Source organism: Streptomyces daliensis, from assembly GCF_054782395.1.
The window spans coordinates 208,474-226,956 of sequence record NZ_BAAGSO010000060.1 but is presented as its reverse complement, the minus strand read 5'-3'; the positions used below and the strand labels follow the sequence as shown (position 1 = coordinate 226,956).

The 18,483-nt window shown below is 72.6% G+C and carries 15 protein-coding genes and 1 pseudogene; 3 read left to right on the top strand and 13 right to left on the bottom strand.

The window, feature by feature from the left end:
* Nucleotides 1-43: 43 nt before the first annotated feature.
* From cobT to ACYVOO_RS14555, 7 genes and pseudogenes are all read right to left on the bottom strand, one after another.
* Nucleotides 44-4,234, bottom strand: coding sequence for a nicotinate-nucleotide--dimethylbenzimidazole phosphoribosyltransferase (gene cobT, locus ACYVOO_RS14585; RefSeq protein ID WP_461016081.1), 4,191 nt, complete (start codon nucleotides 4,232-4,234; stop codon nucleotides 44-46).
* 255 nt (nucleotides 4,235-4,489) lie between these two features.
* The gene (gene cbiE / locus ACYVOO_RS14580; RefSeq protein WP_461016080.1) at nucleotides 4,490-5,821 is read right to left on the bottom strand and encodes a precorrin-6y C5,15-methyltransferase (decarboxylating) subunit CbiE; all 1,332 of its coding nucleotides are present in this window, start codon (nucleotides 5,819-5,821) and stop codon (nucleotides 4,490-4,492) included.
* 84 nt (nucleotides 5,822-5,905) lie between these two features.
* Nucleotides 5,906-6,544: a GNAT family N-acetyltransferase gene (locus ACYVOO_RS14575; RefSeq protein WP_461016079.1), complete on the bottom strand. Its 639-nt coding sequence runs from the start codon at nucleotides 6,542-6,544 to the stop codon at nucleotides 5,906-5,908.
* Nucleotides 6,545-6,782: 238 nt separating this feature from the next.
* Nucleotides 6,783-7,571 carry a MetQ/NlpA family ABC transporter substrate-binding protein gene (locus tag ACYVOO_RS14570; RefSeq protein ID WP_461016185.1) on the bottom strand — a complete coding sequence of 263 codons (789 nt, stop codon included), beginning with the start codon at nucleotides 7,569-7,571 and terminating at the stop codon, nucleotides 6,783-6,785.
* Between the two features lie 69 nt (nucleotides 7,572-7,640).
* Nucleotides 7,641-8,306 (bottom strand): annotated as a pseudogene (locus ACYVOO_RS14565) (methionine ABC transporter permease); the annotation flags it as partial.
* Nucleotides 8,303-9,460, bottom strand: coding sequence for a methionine ABC transporter ATP-binding protein (locus ACYVOO_RS14560; protein ID WP_461016078.1), 1,158 nt, complete (start codon nucleotides 9,458-9,460; stop codon nucleotides 8,303-8,305). The gene ACYVOO_RS14560 and the pseudogene ACYVOO_RS14565, both read right to left, overlap by 4 nt.
* Nucleotides 9,461-9,903: 443 nt before the next feature.
* Entirely contained in the window at nucleotides 9,904-10,554 is a 651-nt protein-coding gene (locus ACYVOO_RS14555; RefSeq protein ID WP_461016077.1) for an HAD family hydrolase, read from the bottom strand.
* Between the two features lie 126 nt (nucleotides 10,555-10,680).
* Here ACYVOO_RS14555 and ACYVOO_RS14550 point away from each other — a divergent pair, with 126 nt between their 5' ends.
* Nucleotides 10,681-11,052: a hypothetical protein gene (locus ACYVOO_RS14550; protein ID WP_453345103.1), complete on the top strand. Its 372-nt coding sequence runs from the start codon at nucleotides 10,681-10,683 to the stop codon at nucleotides 11,050-11,052.
* Nucleotides 11,053-11,116: 64 nt separating this feature from the next.
* A complete protein-coding gene (locus ACYVOO_RS14545) occupies nucleotides 11,117-11,506 on the top strand; it encodes a hypothetical protein (protein ID WP_461016184.1) in 390 nt (129 codons plus the stop codon).
* Nucleotides 11,507-11,607: 101 nt separating this feature from the next.
* On the opposite strand, the gene ACYVOO_RS14540 is transcribed toward ACYVOO_RS14545, so the two are convergent.
* The 3 genes from ACYVOO_RS14540 to ACYVOO_RS14530 all read right to left on the bottom strand — a co-directional run bounded on the left by ACYVOO_RS14540 (nucleotide 11,608) and on the right by ACYVOO_RS14530 (nucleotide 14,118).
* Nucleotides 11,608-12,111, bottom strand: a complete 504-nt coding sequence (locus ACYVOO_RS14540) for a GNAT family N-acetyltransferase (RefSeq protein WP_453345102.1) — start codon at nucleotides 12,109-12,111, stop codon at nucleotides 11,608-11,610.
* A gap of 89 nt (nucleotides 12,112-12,200) precedes the next feature.
* Nucleotides 12,201-12,758: a sigma-70 RNA polymerase sigma factor region 4 domain-containing protein gene (locus ACYVOO_RS14535; RefSeq protein WP_461016076.1), complete on the bottom strand. Its 558-nt coding sequence runs from the start codon at nucleotides 12,756-12,758 to the stop codon at nucleotides 12,201-12,203.
* A 217-nt stretch (nucleotides 12,759-12,975) separates the two neighbouring features.
* Nucleotides 12,976-14,118, bottom strand: a complete 1,143-nt coding sequence (locus ACYVOO_RS14530; protein WP_461016075.1) for a glycerophosphodiester phosphodiesterase — start codon at nucleotides 14,116-14,118, stop codon at nucleotides 12,976-12,978.
* Nucleotides 14,119-14,394: 276 nt separating this feature from the next.
* Here ACYVOO_RS14530 and ACYVOO_RS14525 point away from each other — a divergent pair, with 276 nt between their 5' ends.
* A complete protein-coding gene (locus tag ACYVOO_RS14525) occupies nucleotides 14,395-15,075 on the top strand; it encodes a lysophospholipid acyltransferase family protein (protein ID WP_453345099.1) in 681 nt (226 codons plus the stop codon).
* A 92-nt stretch (nucleotides 15,076-15,167) separates the two neighbouring features.
* On the opposite strand, the gene ACYVOO_RS14520 is transcribed toward ACYVOO_RS14525, so the two are convergent.
* The 3 genes from ACYVOO_RS14520 to ACYVOO_RS14510 form a co-directional block, all read right to left on the bottom strand.
* Nucleotides 15,168-16,700: an MFS transporter gene (locus tag ACYVOO_RS14520; RefSeq protein ID WP_461016074.1), complete on the bottom strand. Its 1,533-nt coding sequence runs from the start codon at nucleotides 16,698-16,700 to the stop codon at nucleotides 15,168-15,170.
* Nucleotides 16,697-17,296, bottom strand: coding sequence for a TetR/AcrR family transcriptional regulator (locus ACYVOO_RS14515; RefSeq protein WP_461016073.1), 600 nt, complete (start codon nucleotides 17,294-17,296; stop codon nucleotides 16,697-16,699). The genes ACYVOO_RS14520 and ACYVOO_RS14515 overlap by 4 nt, the downstream gene beginning before the upstream one ends.
* 89 nt (nucleotides 17,297-17,385) lie before the next feature.
* Nucleotides 17,386-18,447, bottom strand: coding sequence for an alpha/beta fold hydrolase (locus ACYVOO_RS14510; protein WP_461016072.1), 1,062 nt, complete (start codon nucleotides 18,445-18,447; stop codon nucleotides 17,386-17,388).
* Nucleotides 18,448-18,483 lie beyond the last annotated feature (36 nt).

Sequence of the window (18,483 nt, the reverse complement as noted above, 5' to 3'; positions counted from 1 at the left end):
TGCGGAAACACGCGGAACGGGCGGGGCCACCGGCGGGTGCGGGTCAGTTCTTCTCGGTCACGCCCGCCGAGTCAAACGTCGCGACCTCGTGCATGGCGCGGGCCGCGCTCTGGACCATCGGGAGGGCGAGCAGCGCGCCCGTGCCCTCTCCGAGCCGCAGGTCGAGGTCCACCAGCGGGCGCAGGCCCAGCTTGGTGAGGGCCGCGACATGGCCGGGCTCGGCGCTGCGGTGCCCCGCGACGCACGCGGCCAGCGACTCGGGCGCGAGGGCCCTGGCGACCAGCGCTGCGGCGCCCGCGCTGACCCCGTCGAGGATCACGGGCGTGCGCAGGGAGGCGCCGCCCAGGATCAGGCCGACGAGCGCGGCGTGCTCCAGGCCGCCCACGGCTGCCAGCAGGCCGATGGGGTCGGCAGGATCGGGCTTGTGCAGCTCCAGCGCACGGCGGACGACCTCGACCTTGCGGGCGTGCGTCTCGTCGTTGATGCCGGTGCCGCGCCCCGTCACCTCGGCGGGGTCGGCGCCGGTGCAGGCGGAGATGAGCGCCGCTGACGACGTGGTGTTGGCGATGCCCATCTCGCCCGTGAGCAGCGCCTTGTTGCCCGCCGTCACCAGATCACGCGCTGTCTCGATGCCGACCTCGATGGCCTGCGTGACCTCCTCGCGGGTGAGCGCGGGGCCCGCCGTCATGTCGGCCGTGCCGGGGCGCACCTTGCGCGGGAGCAGGCCTGGGGTGGCGGGCAGTTCGCCGGCGACGCCCACGTCGATGACGCAGACCTCGGCGCCGACCTGGTTGGCGAAGGCGTTGCAGACCGCGCCGCCGCCCAGGAAGTTGGCGACCATCTGCGCCGTGACCTCCTGCGGCCAGGGGGTGACGCCCTGGGCGTGCACGCCGTGGTCGCCCGCGAAGACGGCCACCGCTGCGGGCTCCGGGATGGGCGGCGGGCACTGCCGGGACAGGCCGCACAGCTGGGCCGAGATGATCTCCAGCATGCCGAGCGCGCCGGACGGCTTCGTCATCCGCTTCTGCCGCTCCCACGCCTCGCCGAGCGCCTTCGCGTCCAGCGGACGGATGGCGGCGACGGTCTCGGCCAGCAGGTCGTGCGGCTCGGAGCCGGGCAGTACGCGACGGCCGTACGACTCCTCGTGGACGACCCACGAGAGCGGACGGCGCTTGGACCAGCCCGCCTGCGCCAGCTCGGGCTCGGGCGGGAACTCGTCGACGTAGCCCACGCAGAGGTACGCCACGACGTCCAGGTGCTCGGGCAGTTCGAGGGCGCGCACCATCTCGCGCTCGTCGAAGAAGCTGACCCAGCCGACGCCGAGGCCCTCGGCGCGCGCGGCGAGCCACAGGTTCTCCACGGCGAGCGCGGAGGAGTACGGCGCCATCTGCGGCTGGGTGTGCCGCCCGAGGGTGTGACGGCCGCCGCGGGTCGGGTCGGCGGTGATGACGATGTTGACGGGGGTGTCGAGGATGGCCTCGATCTTCAGTTCCTTGAACTGCTTGGCCCGCGCCTTCGGCAGCGACTTCGCGTACGCCTCGCGCTGGCGCTGCGCCAGCTCGTGCATGGTCCGCCGGGTCTCCTCGGAGCGGATGACCACGAAGTCCCACGGCTGCGAGTGTCCGACGCTGGGCGCCGTGTGGGCCGCTTCGAGGACGCGGAGCAGGACCTCGTGCGGGATGGGGTCGGAGCGGAAGCCGTTGCGGATGTCGCGCCGCTCGCGCATCAGCCGGTGCACGGCCTCGCGCTCCGCCTCCGCGTAGCCGGGGGCGGGCTCGCCGACGCTCTCGGCTGGCGGCTCGGCGGGCTGGTCCGACGGTTCGGCGTCCGGGCCTGCGGGCTCGGTCGCCGCCGCTGCCGTTTCCGTGGCCTCGCCCGCGTCTTCGCCTTCGCCGGTGGACGGCTCCGCGCCGTCCTCGGCGGTCTCCGCGGCCTCGGCGGGTTCCGCCGCGGCCTCGTCCCCGGCTGCTCCGGCTTCCACGGTGTCCCCTTCGGGCGCGGACTGCTCGGGCTGCTCGGGCTGCTCCGGCGCGGCGACGGGCTGGGCCGCGGCGTCGACCGTCTCGTCCGGCGTGGCGGGTTCCGCGGGCTCGGCCTCGGCCTCGGCCTCGGTCTCGGCCGAGGGCTCGGGAGCGGGTTCCGTGGTCTCGGGCGCCTCCGGAGCCGCCGGGGCCTCGGCGGTGCCGGGTGCTTCGGCGACCCCGGGTGCCTCGGCAGCGTCAGCGGCCTCGGCTCCCTCGGGCAGGCCGGGGGCCTCGGGCGCGGACTCCTCGGAGCCGGTCCGCTGCTCCGGCTCCGTGTTCTCGACGGCGGCCTCGGCGCCCTCAGCGGCTTCGCCGGTTTCCGGAGCGGCGGACTCGGCGCCGTCCCCAGGGGTGCCGTCGGTGGACGGCGCGGCTGCTGCCGCCGAGCCGTCCTCGCTTATCAGGGCACCGGATCCGTTCTCGGCGGGCGAGGCGGCCGTGGCCTCCTCGGGCGCCGGGACGGGCGCGTCGACGGTCTCCCCCGCCGTTTCCCCGGCGGCGGGCGCCGCTTCCTGGGCCGCCAGCTGTTCCTGTTCTGGGGCCTGGCCCTGTGCGGGCACCTGACCCTGGTCCACGGCCTGTTGTCCGGGCTGCCCTGCCGCCTCGGGCTGGGGCATCGGCTGCGGTTCCGGTTGCGGCTGCTCCTGCGGCTCGGGCTGGGCCGGAGCCGGGATCTGGGCCTCGGCCTGTTCGGGGGCCGGGTTCTGGTTCTGGTGCTCGTCCACGTGCGGTTGCCGCTGCTGTTCCTCGTCGTTCCCGGCCTGCTCCGGCTGACCGGCCTGCTCCGCGACCGCGCCGTCCTCGCCGCTGGCGGGAGCCGCTTCCTGTGCCGCTACGGGCTGCTGCGGCTGCTCTTCCGCTACGGGTACGGGCGCGGGCAGCGGCTCGGCAACGGGGGCCTCGGCCTGCTGCTGCGCGGGGATCAGTCCGCTCGCGGCTGCGCCCGAACCGTCGGCGTCCAGGGCGCCGTTGCCACCCGTCGCGGCGCCGTCCTCGGGCACGGCGGCGGGCATGGGCGCGGACTGTCCCGGCTGACCGGCTTGTTCCGGCTGCTCGACGGGCATAGCCCCCGCGGGGTCTGCCGGAGCGGCGACGGAAGCGGAGGCCACCGGAGCCTCGGGGGCGGGCTCGGGAGCGGTTCCGGGGACGGCCTCGGGCGCGGGCTCCGACGGCTCCGCCTGTCCCGGCTGCCCCTGCTGACCCGTCTGACCCGGCTGCTCCGTTTCCGGAACCTGATCGACCGTTTCTGCTGCCGCCGTCTGCTGCCCCTGGGACGTCCAGGCGTCGTTCTGCGGCGGGAGTTCACCGAGCTGCGGCCCCGGAAGGGAGTCCGGGCCCTGGTGGGCGACGTCGAGATATTCGGGACCCACCGTCGGCGGGCCCGCGTGCCGCGCCTGCGAGGGCTGCGGCGGCGCTGCGGGGTTCGGCGCCGGGCGGCTCGGTCCGCGGTCGGACAGCGGGCGCACGGCCCCCGACTGCTCGGGCACGGGCGGCCCGAGGTGCAGCGGGCGGCGCGGCACGTTCGTACCGGAAGGGGGCGTGGCGGAGACGCCGGGGGCCGGGGTGCCGGAGTGCGGCGTGCGCACCGCGCTGTAGTCGAGGGAACCGGAGTCGCGGCCGTCCGCCTCGTGCGGGCCGGGGAAGTGCCCCGATCCCTGTGCGGGCGCGGGCTGCTGACCCGTCGTCCGGTCCGCCGTCTGGCCCGTCGTCCGGGCGTACGCGTCGGCCTGGGCCTGCGCCTGGTAGTGGGCCTGCTGGTCCTCGGGCGAGAGGTACTGGGCCTGCTCCGGCTGCCCCTGCGGCTCAGCCTGCTGCTGTGCCTGGGCGGCCTGCGCCTGCTGCGCCTGGAGCTGCGCCTCGTACTGGTCCTGCGCCTGCTGGGCTGCGGCCTGGGCCGGGTCCTGTGCGAAGGGCACGCCCTGCGCGTACTGCTGTTCCTGTACGTACTGCTCCGGCGCGTACTGCTGCTGGGGCTGCGCCTGCGAAGGATGCGGGGCCTGCTGGGCCGCCACCTGCTGCGGTTCGCCCCACGCGCCCTGCGCGCCGGGCATCAGCAGGTCCTCTTCCTCGGCCGGTGGGCCGCCGACGCCGTCGTCCGGCCCCGCGAAGGTGTACGTGCCGGGGGCCGGAGCTGCCGGTTGCTGCCCCTCCGGCTGTGCGCCTGCGTTCTCCGGCAGTCCCTCACCTGGGACCTGGCCGGTGTCAGTCATGCGTACCCCTCGCCCATTCGGTAGTGCTCCTTCCAACCCGGCGCAGACCGCAGCGCCCGTTGATGAAGAACGAGCATGCGCACGGCGGGCCGCGTGCCTCCGCCTTCGCCATCCCGGACAATGACGGACGAACCGTCAGCACGGAAAGGCGGCACAACGATCCATCAGCCTACCCGGCATGGAGCGCAGCGCAGGCCACGGGTGGGCGACAAACCGCACTTCGTCGCGGTTCGTCACGCAGCGGATCACAGAGTTTCAGATCCGGACACCCGAGAGCAGGAAAACAACCGCGCGTTCACTTTCCACCCACCGTGTGGTGTCCAGTTCAACGGACTGGAGCAGCGCGCACTCCACCGCGTAGCCACCCTCCGAGAGGGCTCGGCCGATCGCCTCCGCCTCGTCGCGCGTCGCGGCGTGCGTCACGATACGTCCCGGTCTACGGTCGGCCACCGCGATCACCGTGGGCACTCCGCCACCGCCGACGCGTACGACGTCGGGCTCGGGAAGGTCCTCCAGTACGTGGGGGGCCGCGCCGTGCACCGTCTGGAGCTGTACGCCGAGGCGCCGCGCCGCCGCTGCCGTACGGGCGCATGCCTCGGGGTCGCGGTCGACGGCGATGACGGCGGCGCCGAAGCGGGCCGCCTCGACCGACAGCGCGCCGCTGCCGACGCCGATGTCCCACACCAGGTCGCCGACGCGCGGGCCCAGCTTGGCGAGCTGCGAGGCGCGCAGCACCGGCGACTCGCTGGCCTTGGCGCCCCGTGCGTCGCGCGCGGCCCCGGCGGCTCCCCCGTGCGTCTCCGCGGCGCCGTCGCCGCCCACGGGCGCGTCCTGACCTGTCTCCTCCGCGTACGCGGAGACGGGCAGTGCCCAGCCGCGCGGGCCCGAGGGGTAGCCGGGCTCGCGTCCCGCGATCCAGCCTCCGCCGCCGCTGCTGCCGCCCGTCCAGGGTGCGGCTGCCGTGGGTCCTGGTCCGGCCGCGGCCCCTCCCCCGACGACGATCACCACGCTGGGGTCGCGCCAGGTGTGGTCGGCGACCTTGTCCGAGGTGATGACGGTCAGTTCCTCGCGGTCCGTGCCGAGTGCCTCGCAGATGACGAAGGTGCGGTGCACCTGGCCGAGCAGCAGGGCGAGTTCCGCCGGCCCCGCGCCGGGCGAGGTGATCACGGCGACCTTGGTGTGCGCGCGGCAGACGTTCACGGCGCGGCGCAGGGTGCGCGAGTTGGCGACGACGAGCTGTGCGTCGTCCCAGGGCATCCCGGCGCGCGCGAAGGCCGCCGCGACGGAGGAGACCGCGGGGACGACCTCGACCTCAAGTCCGTGTTCGGGTGCGCGCAGCGCCCGTACGACGCCGAAGAAGCCAGGGTCGCCGTCCGCCAGTACGACCGCGGTACCCCGGTGGCGTGCGATGCGGCGCGCCGCGAGCGAGACGCTGCCGAGGCGGATGCGCTCGGCCCGCTCGGGCACTTCGGGCAGCGCGAGATGGTGGGCCGCCCCGGCGACGAGGGTGGCCGCGCCGAGGGCGGAACGGGCCGCGCCGGTCAGCGGCGTACCGTCCCATCCGATCACGGTGACGCGGTCGGCCATCGGCGGGTCTCTCCTGGGCTCGTCGCAGGTCGTGGGCCCACTGAGAGTACCCCTGTTCCCGGAGGGCGCGGCGGTGGGGTGCGCTCAGTTCCAGTCCGGGTACGGGGCGTATCCGCCCGCCTCCGCCATCTGCTCGAACGCGCCGTCGAGGTCCTCGGGGAGGAGGCTCCAGACGATGAGGTCGGTGCGGATGTCGGCCCAGCCGCCGTCCTCGGTGCGGGTCCGGGCTATCCAGGCGTTGCGCAGGACGCCCTCGCTGATGCAGCCGAGCTTCTGTGCCACCTGCTGGGAGGCGGTGTTGTCGGCGGCCGTGCGCAGTTCCAGGCGTTCGAACTTCTGGTCCTGGAAGAGCCACTGGGCGACGGCGAGCATCGACTCGGACGCGTAGCCCTCGCCTCTCGCCCAGGGCGCGGTGATGTATCCGGCCTCGGTGGAGAGGATGCGCCAGTCGGTGCCGGAGAGGTGGACGACGCCCACGAGGCGCTGGGTGAGGAACTCGGTGACGGCGAAGACGATGCCCTCTCCGGCGGAGCGCACCGTGGGCGCGCGTCTGGTGACGAAGTCGCGGGCCTCGGTCTCGGTGTACGGGCAGGGCACGGACGTCCAGGCGGTGACGAGTTCGTCCCCCATCATCTCGGTGAGCGCGGGGATGTCCGCTTCCTCGAACGGGCGCAGCACGAGCCGGTCCGTGCTGATCGAGATGTCCGGGAAGGTCGATGTCATGCGCCGCTCCATACCAAGATCGGGGGTCTGGGGCCGGCCGGTCGGCCCCCGGAGAAGTGCAGTCACAGGGGGTCTGGCGCGCAGCCCAGAGGATTGCAGCAGTGCACAGCATGCAGCATCGGCCGCCCGATGTGCAGCGCCGGGCCCCCTTCAGAAGGGGTGCCCGGCGCTGTAAACCGACTTGTCGATACGGGGACCTACGGAGGCCCGAAGCGGCGCCGCCGTCGGTCCTCGCACCTCACTTCGCGGACTTCACCTTGCCGAACGAGGGCACGATGGCGCCCTCGTACTTGTCCTCGATGAAGGCGCGCACCTCGTCGGACTGGAGCAGCCTGGCGAGCTTCTTGATGCGGGGGTCGTCCTGCTGCCCGTCCTTCACCGCGAGGAAGTTGGTGAAGGGGTTGTCCTTGGAGTCCTCCGCGACCAGGGCGTCCTTGGAGGGGTTGAGCCCGGCCTCCAGCGCGTAGTTGCCGTTGATGACGGCGGCGTCCACGTCGTCGAGGGAGCGCGGCACGGAGGCGGCCTCCAGCTCCTTGAACTGGAGCCCCTTCTTGTCCTCGATGTCGCCCAGCGTGGCCTCCTGCCCGACGCCCTTCTTGAGGGTGATGAGGTCGTGCTCGGCGAGGAGGTGCAGCGCTCGGCCCTCGTTCGTGGAGTCGTTGGGCAGCGCGACGGTCTGGCCGCTCTTGACGCCCTTCAGCTCCTTGACCGTGTTCGAGTAGAGGCCCAGGGGCTCCAGCTCGACGTTGGCGACGGGGACGATGTGGGTCCCCTTCTTCTGGTTGAAGTCGTCCAGGTAGGGCTGGTGCTGGAAGAAGTTGGCGTCGACCTCGCCGCTCTCGGTGGCGGTGTTGGGGAGCACGTAGTCCGTGAACTCCTTCACCTGGAGGTCGAGGCCCTCCTTCTTCGCCAGGTGCTTCTGGACGTACTCCAGGATCTCCGCGTGCGGCGAGGGCGAGGCGGCCACCGTCAGGGACTGGTCGTCGTCCTTGGCGGTGAGCCCGTAGCCGAGCAGGCCGACGGGGATGACGACGGCGGCGCCCAGTGCGACCGTCCTGCGGCCCCCGAGACGCGCGAGCCGCCCGGAGGGGGTGCCGCTCGCGCGGCTGTGCCGGGCCAGGCCGCGTACGACGGCGTCGCCGATGAGCTGCACGAGGGTGACGAGCACGATCAGCAGGGCCACGGTCGCGAGCATGACGCTGGTCTCGAAGCGCTGGTAGCCGTAGGAGAGCGCGACGCTGCCGAGGCCGCCGCCTCCGATGGCGCCCGCCATGGCCGAGTAGCTGATCAGCACGATGACGGTGGTGGTGACGCCCGCGACGAGCGAGGGCAGGGACTGCGGGAGCAGCGCCTTGAAGACGACGGTGGGGGTGCCGCCGCCCATGGCCTGCACGGCCTCGACGAGCCCGCCGTCGACCTCGCGCACCGCGGTCTCCACGAGCCGCGCGAAGAAGGGGATGGCGCCGATGGCGAGCGGCACGATGGCCGCCGTCGGGCCGATGGCGGTCCCGGCGATCAGCCGGGTCAGCGGGATCAGCGCGACCATGAGGATGATGAAGGGCAGCGAGCGGCCGACGTTGACGACGGCGCCCAGCACCTTGCTGACGGCCGCGTTGGCGAGCAGGCCGCCGCGGTCGGTCAGCACCAGCAGTACGCCCAGGGGCAGGCCCACGAGCACGGCGATCAGGGTGGAGAAGACCACCATGTAGAGCGTGTCCAGGGTGCCCTGGACCAGCAGCGGCTGAATCTCGGACCAGCTCACTTGGCGACCTCCTCGGCCCGCGCGGTCTGCTGCCCGGCGGCGGGGGCGGCCTCGCCGTCCGTCCCGCCGTCCGCGCCCTTGTCGACGGTGTCCTCGGCGCCCGTGGTGTCCACGGCTTCCGTCGCGTCCGTCGCGTCCTCGGGGGCCGCCGCGACGTCGGCGACGTCGACGGTCAGGCCCTGCTCGCGCAGGTAGCCGATCGGCACCACGTTGTCCTCGAAGCTGCCGGGCAGCTCGATCCGCATCCGGCCGACCTGCTTGCCGCCGACGGTGTCCATGGCGGCGCCCAGGATGGAGATGTCCACGTTGTAGGTGCGCGACAACTGCGAGATGACCGGCTCGGTCGTCGTCTCGCCGTGGAAGGTGACGTCCACGACGGTCCGCCCCTCGGACGAGGGGCGCCCGCCGACGGGGAACAGCTCGCGTGCCAGCTCGGAGCCCTGCGTGGACAGCAGCTCGGCGACGGTGCCGGACTCCACGACCCGTCCCTCCTTCATCAGCGCGGCCGAGTCGCACACGGCCTTGACGACGTCCATCTCGTGCGTGATCAGCAGCACGGTCAGGCCGAGCTGGCGGTTGAGGTCGCGCAGCAGCTGGAGGACGGAGCGGGTGGTCTCCGGGTCGAGGGCCGAGGTGGCCTCGTCGGAGAGCAGCACCTTCGGCTCGCCCGCGAGCGCGCGGGCGATGCCGACGCGCTGCTTCTGGCCGCCGGAGAGCTGCGCCGGGTAGGAGCGCGCCTTGTCGGCAAGCCCGACGAGGTCCAGCAGCTCCAGCGCCTTGCGGGAGCGCTCGCGCCCGGTGAGGCCGAGGATCTCCAGGGGCAGCTCGACGTTGCCCTGCACCGTGCGCGAGGAGAGCAGGTTGAAGTGCTGGAAGACCATGCCGATGCGGCTGCGGGCGCGGCGCAGGTCGGTGCTCGCGCGGTTGCCGCCTCCGGCGAGCGCCGTGAGGTCCTGGCCGTCGACGGTGACCGTGCCGGAAGTGGGGCGCTCCAGGAGGTTCACGCAGCGGATGAGGGAGGACTTGCCGGCGCCGCTCTGGCCGACGACGCCGAAGACCTCGCCCTCGCGGACATGGAGATTCACGCCGTCGAGCGCCGTGATCTCGCGGTCTCGGGTGCGATAGACCTTGGTGAGGTCCGTTGTCGTAATCACAGGATTTCCGTCGCTTCGGGACTGGTCGGAGGCACGGCGCACGCGGTGGCGGCGCCGGGCACGGGGGCATGCCTTGCGGAAGGCGTCACGAGCAGGCCGCTTCGTGCGCGGGGGCGCGCACGTATCCGGCACACGTGGCGTCGCACGGGGCACTGCGGGGTGAGTGAGCGCGGGCTCAGAGCTCGCTTCGGGGCGCGAGCCCGTGGTGGTGGCGGCTCAGACAGGGGCCCTCAGAGGGCACACATTCGCCGCACGCCGCGCTCGGGCATGCGCGGACAGCGAGCACCGGGCGTCAGATACGCCTCGGTCGCGGAAGTGCGGTCGCTCGTCGTGTCCATGTGGATCAGTAAACCAGACAGGCGCTACGACACCCCAGAGATGTCCAGCTCCGCGTCCGCATACTGGACACTCGCCGGTGCCCCGCTCGTCCTTTTCCGCCGGGGTCAGCCCCGCGCCTCCAGCTCCACGCCCTCGGCGGTGACCTGCGCGGATACGCCGGACAGATCGTCGACGACCACATCGGCGCGCAGCTCGTGGCGCTCGTGGGTTGTGGCCAATGCCACGGTCCGCATGCCGCCCGCGCGGCCCGATTCGAGACCGGCCGGTGCGTCTTCAAAGACCACGCAGCGCGCCGGGTCGGCGCCGAGCTTCGCGGCGCCCAGCAGATAGGGCTCGGGGTGGGGCTTGCCGTGGGTGATGTCGTCGGCGGCGATGAGCAGCGGCGGCTCGATGCCGACCTGGCGCAGCCGCGCCTCGGCCAGCGCGCGGGTGGCCGAGGTGACGACGGCCCAGCTCCCCTCGGGCAGGGAGGCGAGCAGCTCGGCGGTGCCGGGCAGCAGCACGACGCCGCCCTCGCCGACGTCCTCCAGCTCCAGCCGCTCGATGCGGGCCCTGGCCTCGGCGTGCCGCTCGGGCGGCAGCAGGTCGGCGATGATCTCGGACGCGGTGCGGCCGTGCAGCTCGACCTTCGCGAAGTCCTCCGCCGCGATGCCGTACTCACCGGCCCACCGGGTCCAGCAGCGGATCACGGAGTCCAGGGAGGAGATGAGCGTGCCGTCGTTGTCGAACAGCAGGGCAGCGGCGGAGATCTTCATGATGTGCCAGCGTACGTGGCGTTCCGGAGCCAAACGCTCCGGGTGCGCTCCGGGTGCGCTCCGGGGTTTTCGCGCCTCCAGGGGCCGCGCGCCACGGGGTTCTCCCGCCCTCATAGACTCGGGTCCATGCTCACCCCGCTCACCGTCACGCTCGCCGTGGCCGCGCTCGCGCTGGCCGCCTGGTGCGGCTGGGCGGCGTACCGCGATCAGCCCACCAAGGACTGGCACTTCATCGGCATGGCGGTGGTCTCACTGCTCGCGCTGGTGCAGCTCGTCGTGGGGATCGTGCAGCTCGCGCGGGGTGAGAAGCCCGCCGACGGGGCCGTGATCTTCGTCTCGTACCTCGTGGGCGTCGTGGCCTGTGTTCCGGTGGTGGGCCTGATCTCGCTGACGGAACGGACGAAGTGGGGCTCGCTGACGGTGGTCGCGGGCGCCGTGGTGCTGGCGGTGCTTCAGGTGCGGCTGCACGACATCTGGGGAGGCGGAGCCGGTGCGTGACGCCGACGAGAACGCGACGACCACACCCGCGGCGACGGAGCCGGAGCCGGGACAGCGCGGCGGCATCGGGACCGGACCGGGAAAGCTGCTGGTCACGCTCTACGGGATCTTCACCGTCGGCGCCGCCTCACGCTCGATCGTCCAGCTCTCGACGCGCTTCCACGAGGCGCCGCTCGCCTATGTGCTCTCCGCCGTGGCCGCGCTGGTGTACGCGTTCATCACCGTCTCCCTGGTGCGGGGCGGCGAGCGTGCCCGTAAGGCCGCGCTGGTCTGCTGCTGCGTCGAGCTGCTCGGGGTGCTGGCGGTGGGGACGTGGACGCTGGCCGAGCCGTCGGCCTTCCCTGACGCCACCGTGTGGTCGGACTACGGGATGGGCTACCTCTTCATCCCGGTGATCCTGCCGGTGACAGGGCTGCTGTGGCTGCGGCGCGCCCGTACGGCGCGGCCCGCCTGACGCCCGAGCCTCTGCCCCCCTGAGACGCCGCCGCCCGGCCCCGGAACCCGGGACCGGGCGGAACGCGGCACGCGCGGCGAGCCGCGCGGACGGGACAGCGGTCACGCGCTGGTGGCGAACGCTTCCTTGGGCGCTTCCTTCGTCATCTCCGTGAGCGTGACCTGACGGTCCCGCTCGGTGCCCACGGCGGTGTAGCCGTACTTGCGGTAGAGACGCAGGTTGCCCTCGCTGCGGTGGGCCGTGATGACGAGGCGGTAGCGCTTCGGGGCCCGCTCGCTCGCGGCCCTGGCCTCTATGGCGGCGAGCAGGCGCCCGCCGAGTCCGTGCCGCTGGAGCCGGGGGTGTACGCAGAGCCTGCTGATGCGGGCCGTGCCGTCCGCGTCCACGGTGGCCCGGACCGAGCCGACGACCTCCGTGCCCAGCCGCGCCACCATGACGCAGCCCGACTCCAGCTCGGCCCGCAGTTCGTCGAGGGTCTGGGTGAGGGGTTCGATGGCGTAGTCCCCGTATGCCTCCGCCTCGCTCTGGAAACAGAGGTACTGGAGTTTGAGGATCTGCTCGGCGTCCTGCTCGCCCGCCGCTGAGATGGTCACGCTCATGCCCATGCGCGCATGCCTCCCATGTCGTGTGCGTCCGGACACGGTGAGGTGAGGGTTGCCGTGCACGGACCGTCTGCCCTGATGACGCCGGTTGCTTATCGCACCATTCCCCGCGGTTCATGTGCCGCAACCTCCGCCGTGAGCATTCTGCGCAGGCAACCCAGACAACGGGAACGTACCGGTCCAAGGCTCCCCTGTGACATTCCCAACTCGCGGGCGATTTCGGGGTATGTGGGGTCCCTTCGCGACAGCAGAGCGGTGAAGAGCGCGGGGCAGGGCCCCGGGAGCCGTCCGATGGCGGCCCGGAGCGTGTGGCGGCGCTCGGCCGCGAGGAGCGGCGCCTCGGGGTCCGAGGCCGCGTCGTCCACCCCGTCGTCGGCGACGACCAGCGCCGTCCTGCCCCACGGGGCGCGGGCGCGGTACGACGCGTGCTCCCCGTCGCCGAGCGGCACCTCGGCCGCGCGGCGTGCGCGTGCCGTGCGGGCCTCCTCGCGTACGGCGGCGCGCAGCCAGTCGGCCGCGCCGCGCGGCGGCGGGCCGCCGCCTCGCGTCCCCTCCAGCCAGCGCAGCCACACGCCCTGCTGGAGGTCCTCGGGCTCGACGCCGCCGCCCGCCGCCTCGGCCGCGCACTCGGCGGCGAGCAGCGCGAGCAACGGAGGCGGGAGCGCGGCCGGCCCGGGTGGCCCGGACGGCTCGGGTGGCCCGGGTGGCCCGGGTAGCCCGGACGGCTCGGGCGGTAAGGCCCCTGGGGAAAGATGCTCACTCATGTGCCGCGCGACGCCGCACGCGCCCCGGCGGTTGCCGGGGCGCGCCGCGACCACACGGGCGGGTGACGCCGCCCCGTACCGGCCCCCTCGCCCGGTACCTCGCTCAGCCCTTCTCGCGGAACTCGGCCGCCGCGAGCAGGGCCGTGTCCGGGTTGTCGGAGAAGATGCCGTCGATGCCGGTCTCCAGATACGCCTTGAAGGCGCCGAAGGCGTCCCCGTAGGCGTTGGGGTCGGTGCCCCTGCGGAAGTTCGCTGGCAGGAAGCTGTTCTCGTTCCGCATCGTGTACGGGTGCAGCACCAGGCCCGCGGCGTGCGCGTCGCGCACCAGCGTGGAGGGCTCGCCGAGGCTGCCGTCGGCCTTCCTGGGGATGACGAGGTCCAGCGTCGGGCCGATACCGGCGGCGAAGCGGGAGATCCACTTCAGGCCCTCGGGCGTGATCAGGTCCTTGACGGTGCGCGGGTCGCCCGCCTCGACGAAGTCCCACGGGCGCGAACCCGCCGTCGAGAGCAGCACGACGCCGGGGCAGTCCACCAGCTCGCCCAGCTTCTCGATGCTGCTGGGTTCAAAGGACTGCACGAAGTTCGGCGAGTGCGCCTTGTGCCGTCCGTACTGGCGCAGCAGGCGGGCCAGCGGCTTCTCCAGGCCGAGGCCGAGCTTCCGGAAGTAGGTGGGATGTTTGGTCTCGATGTGCAGCCAGACCGGACGGCCACGCCTGCGGCCCTCGCGCTCGGCCCACTTGAGCACGTCCTCGAAGCTGGGCACCTGCCAGCGCCCGTCGTAGAGGGTGTTGTGCTGGCGCTGCTTGGGGATACGTTCCTTCGCCCGCAGCGTGCGCAGCTCGGCCAGCGTGAAGTCCTCGGTGAACCAGCCCGTCAGCTCGACGCCGTCGACGGTCTTCGTCGTCTTGCGCCCGGCGAACTCCGCGTGGTCGGCGACATCCGTCGTCGCGGTGATGTCGTTCTCGTGCCGGCAGACGAGATGGCCGTCCTTCGTCGGTACGAGATCCTGCTCGATGACGTCCGCGCCCATGTCCAGCGCGAGCTGGTACGAGCCCAGTGTGTGCTCGGGGCGGTAGCCGCTGGTGCCACGGTGCGCGACGACGAGGGGCACCGGGAGTTCCCTTCCCCTCCCGCGCGCTTCCTCGGCCCGTGCGGCCGTTGCGGGGCCCAGCGCCGCCGCGCCCGCAGCGGACAGCACCGCCGCTCCGAGCACGGTTCTCCGACCTGGCTGCTGCTCCTGTGCCATGGGCCCCTCCTCGTCCGGGTGGTGCCGGGGTGCGTCGGGCACCCCGGCGAAAGACGCGCCGATCGTAGATCCGCACGGGCGACGGAGGGGAGACATCATCCGGAACACAGGGGAAACACGTACGGAGGGTGGCGACGCATCCGCCGCAAGACGGGCGTAACCCACGTCAATTCTGCGTATCGGTGCAATGAACCCGGTGTGCGACTCACCAGTAGCGGCGAGTATCGTCCTCACCTGCGCAGGCGTGCGCACATCCATCACCGACCGGAGGACCCGTTGTCCCGTTTCCTGCTGATCAAGGCACTGCTCGGCCCGCTCCTGCGCGTGCTGTTCCGCCCGCAGGTCGAGGGAGCGGACCGCATCCCGGGTTCCGGCCCCGTGATCCTGGCCGGGAACCACCTCACGTTCATCGACTCGATGATCCTCCCCGTGGTCACGGACCGTCAGGTCTTCTTCATCGGCAAGGACGAGTACGTCACAGGGAAGAGCCTCAAGGGCCGCCTCATGGCCTGGTTCTTCACCGGTGTCGGCATGATCCCCGTCGACAGGGACGGCGGGCGCGGCGGTGTCGCCGCGCTGATGACCGGCCGTCGCGTCCTGGAAGAGGGCAGGGTCTTCGGCATCTACCCGGAAGGCACCCGCTCCCCCGACGGCCGTCTCTACCGCGGCCGTACGGGCATCGCGCGCCTCGCCCTGATGACCGGAGCCCCCGTCGTCCCGTTCGCGATGATCGGCACGGACGCGGTCCAGCCCGGCGGCAAGGGCATCCCCCGTGTCCGGCGCGGGCAGCGGGTCGCGGTGCGCTTCGGTGAGCCGCTGGACTTCTCGCGCTACGAGGGCATGGACCGCGACCGCTATGTGCTGCGCGCGGTCACGGACGAGGTCATGAGCGACGTCATGCGTCTCTCGGGCCAGGAGTACGTGGACATGTACGCCACGAAGGCGAAGGCCGCGTAGTCCGGTTCCGCCGCGTAGTCCAGTTCCTGGGTGGTGTTCCGCCCGCACGCCGGGCGGGACACGCCACCCTTCCCGGACACGCCGCCCTCCCCTCAGCTCTCCTCCAGCTTCTGGCCCCGCAGCAGGCGCCAGGCGAGCACCGAGGCGGCGAGCAGGATGACCGAGCCGACACCGGCCGCCGCCCTGAGCCCGTCCGTGAACGACTCCTGGGCCGCCGTCAGCAGCCGCGCTCCCATGTCGTCCGGCAGCGTCGCCGCCGTCCGCACCGCGCCGCCCAGCGACGCGTGTGCCTCGTCCGCCGCGCCTGCCGCGACCCCGTCGGGCACGGGGAAACCCCGGTAGAAGCCCGTCACCACGGAGCCCAGCAGTGCGATGCCGAGGGCCGCGCCCAGTTCGTAGGCCGTCTCGGACACGGCGGAGGCCGCGCCCGCCTGTTCCTTGGGCACGCTGGAGAGGATGACGTCGGCGGTCACCGTGAAGGCGAGCCCCGCGCCGATCCCCACGACGAGCAGCACGCTGCCCAGCAGCCAGTACCCCGTCGCGGCCTGGAGCCCCACGCACGCGCCCAGCGCGACGCCCACGGCGGCGAGCCCGCCGGAGACCGCGCCCCGCACCGAGGTGCGGCGGGCCACGTACCCCGCGAAGAGGCCCGCGCTCACCGCGCCCACCGCGGCGGGCAGTTCGGCCAGGCCCGCCTGGAGCGGGGTGCGCATCTGCACCATCTGGAGGAACTGGGAGAGGAAGAAGACCAGTCCGGACAGCCCGAGGATGGTCAGCAGGTCGGCTATCACCGCGCCGGTGAAGCCCTTGTGCTGGAAGAGCCGCACGTCGAGCAGGGGCGAGGGCAGCCGCAACTGCCGCCGTACGAAGGCGGTGAGGGCCAGCAGTCCGACGGCGGCGGCGACGCCGATGTCCCAGCGGATGCCGTAGGCCGCCGCCTCCTTGACGGCGTAGACGACCGCGACGATGCCGATCATGGACAGGCCCACGCTCACCAGGTCCCAGGGGCCAGGCGCGGGGTTCTTCGACTCGGGCAGCAGCTTGACGCCGACGACCACGAGCACGGCCATCACCGGCAGGTTGATGAGGAAGACGCTCCCCCACCAGAAGTGCTCCAGCAGGAACCCGCCGACCACGGGCCCCACGGCCGCGCCCGCCGAGGCCATGGCGCCCCAGATGCCGACGGCGAGGCTGCGCTCCCTGGGGTCGGGGAAGATGTTGCGGATCAGCGCCAGCGTGGAGGGCATCAGGGTGGCACCGGCGACGCCGAGCAGCGCCCGCCAGACGATCATGGCCTCGGGGCTGTGCGCGTACGCCGTCAGCGCGGAGACGGCGCCGAAGGCGACCGAGCCCACGAGCAGCAGCTTCTTGCGTCCGATGCGGTCGCCGAGGCTGCCCATGGAGACCAGCAGTCCGGCGATGACGAACGAGTAGACGTCGCCGATCCACAGCAACTGGGTGCTGGAGGGTTGCAGGTCCTCGCTCAGGAACGGGGTCGCGAGCCCCAGTACGGTCGCGTCGACGCCGACCAGCAGCACCGCCAGCACGAGCACGGCGAGGGCCAGCCACCGGGAGCGCGCGGCTCTCGGCGCGGGCTGCGCGGGATCCAGGGTCCTGCTGCTCATCGCGCCCGCTCCTGACCCTTACCCTGCTCCCGCTCCTGCTCCCGCTCCCGCTCCTGCTCTCGCCGGACGCCGCCCAGCAGGAGTTCGGTGGCCATCCGGCCGGAGTCGCGTGCCGCGACGCGGCCGTCCTGCACGGCCCAGGCCGAGGCGGTGATCAGCGCGTACAGCGCCTCCGTCAGCCAGGCCGAGGTCAGATCGATCCGGAAGACGCCCTGTTCCTGGCCGCGCCGGAACAGGGCGCCCACGCGCTCGTCGACGCGGACCCACCCCTCGTTCAGCTCACCGGGCTCGAAGAGCTGGTTCTCGGTGACCAGGAAGGCGAGGAACCCGGCGACGGGCTCGGCCTCGGCGACGAGCCGCCGCACGGCCTCCTCCGGGTCCCCCTCCTCGATCCTGGCGGCGTCCAGTACGGCCGTCAGCCGCCTGATGCCCAGCTCCTCCAGCGCCCTGACGAGCGTGTCCCGGCTCGCGAACAGACGATGGAGGGTGGCACGGCTGATGCCCGCCGCCCTGGCGATCTCGTCCGTCGACGCGGTGGGCTTCCGGGTGAGCAGCTCGGCGGCCTTGCCCAGCACTCGTTCACGATCCTGGCTCATGAGACCACGCTACCTCGTATGAGACAGTTACGTCTCATCGAGGGGTGGCCCGAGGACGGCCCGAGGGTGACCGGGGCGGCCTCGTTCACTCACTCACGCCAGGCGCAGCTCCCCACTCCGGCGCCCTTCTCGATCAGCCGCTCCGCCGTCTCCGCGCCGGGCACCCTGGTCTTCCCGCCCACGCAGACGGCCGTGCGGTCCGCGTACCCGGCGAGGTCCAGCAGGATCTGGTCCCAGTGCCGGTACTGCACGTCGTGCCCGGAGTCCTCGTAGCGGCGGACGGTCGGCTTGCCCGGCAGCTTCTCGCTCCACAGCTTCTGCGCGGAGGGCGGCACGGTGGTGTCCTTCATGCCGGTGTAGACGTACGCGGGCCCCGCGAACCCCGAGAGGTCAGGCCCTGGCCGCTGGCAGTAGAGCCGCTGCTCGTGGACCTGCGCCGAGGGGTCGCCCTTCTGGCCCCGCAGGTAGTACGAGCGGGCGCCGTCCTCCTCGGCGTTGTCGGTGAAGCCGGGGATGTCCGCGACGGGGCTGTCCTCGTCGAAGGCCCACCACTCGCGCGGGTCGCGGATCTGCTCGGCGACCTGCGCACGCTGCTCGTCCTCGCCGAGGCCGCAGAAGGACGAGGCGGGCCCGTAGGGCGGCGAGGCGGCGGCGAGATGGAGCGCGGAGACCCGCTCGGGGCGCTCTGCGGCGAAGTGCGCTGCGTAGGGGCCGCCGCCGGAGATGGCGATCACGGGGGCCTTCTCGACGCCGAGTTCGTCGAGCACGGCCGCCACGTCGCGGGTGTAGTCGGCGAAGCCGAGCGACCCGTCGTACTCGGTGTCACCGAAGCCGTTGCGCTCGACGGAGATGAGTCTCAGCTTGAGGTTCTCGCGGGTGGTGCGCAGGAAGTCCGTCATCCCGGAAGCACGCGCCGTGGTTCCGGTGCCGCCCATGAACAGCACGGGCTTGCCGTCCCGTTCGCCGGTGTCGCTGAAGTGGACGGTGCGACCGTCGCGGCGTATCTCGTGCATCGGCGAGCCGAGCGGGTCGAACGCGTCCTGGACGACGGGCTCGGGACGCTTGTCGGCGACGGCCGAGGTGACCGAGGACCCGGTGACGCCGACGGCTCCAAGCACGAGGGCGGCTACGACGAATGATGCCTTTTTCATTTTCTGGTGTCTCCAAGGTGTGATCGTGCGCATGAT

Excerpts from the sequence above, each read along its gene's own strand:
- cobT (WP_461016081.1), bottom strand. The coding sequence starts at position 4,234 with ATGACTGACACCGGCCAGGTCCCAGGTGAGGGACTGCCGGAGAACGCA.
- cbiE (WP_461016080.1), bottom strand. The coding sequence starts at position 5,821 with ATGGCCGACCGCGTCACCGTGATCGGATGGGACGGTACGCCGCTGACC.
- ACYVOO_RS14575 (WP_461016079.1), bottom strand. The coding sequence starts at position 6,544 with ATGACATCGACCTTCCCGGACATCTCGATCAGCACGGACCGGCTCGTG.
- ACYVOO_RS14555 (WP_461016077.1), bottom strand. The coding sequence starts at position 10,554 with ATGAAGATCTCCGCCGCTGCCCTGCTGTTCGACAACGACGGCACGCTC.
- ACYVOO_RS14550 (WP_453345103.1), top strand. The coding sequence starts at position 10,681 with ATGCTCACCCCGCTCACCGTCACGCTCGCCGTGGCCGCGCTCGCGCTG.
- ACYVOO_RS14540 (WP_453345102.1), bottom strand. The coding sequence starts at position 12,111 with ATGGGCATGAGCGTGACCATCTCAGCGGCGGGCGAGCAGGACGCCGAG.
- ACYVOO_RS14530 (WP_461016075.1), bottom strand. The coding sequence starts at position 14,118 with ATGGCACAGGAGCAGCAGCCAGGTCGGAGAACCGTGCTCGGAGCGGCG.
- ACYVOO_RS14520 (WP_461016074.1), bottom strand. The coding sequence starts at position 16,700 with ATGAGCAGCAGGACCCTGGATCCCGCGCAGCCCGCGCCGAGAGCCGCG.
- ACYVOO_RS14515 (WP_461016073.1), bottom strand. The coding sequence starts at position 17,296 with ATGAGCCAGGATCGTGAACGAGTGCTGGGCAAGGCCGCCGAGCTGCTC.
- ACYVOO_RS14510 (WP_461016072.1), bottom strand. The coding sequence starts at position 18,447 with ATGAAAAAGGCATCATTCGTCGTAGCCGCCCTCGTGCTTGGAGCCGTC.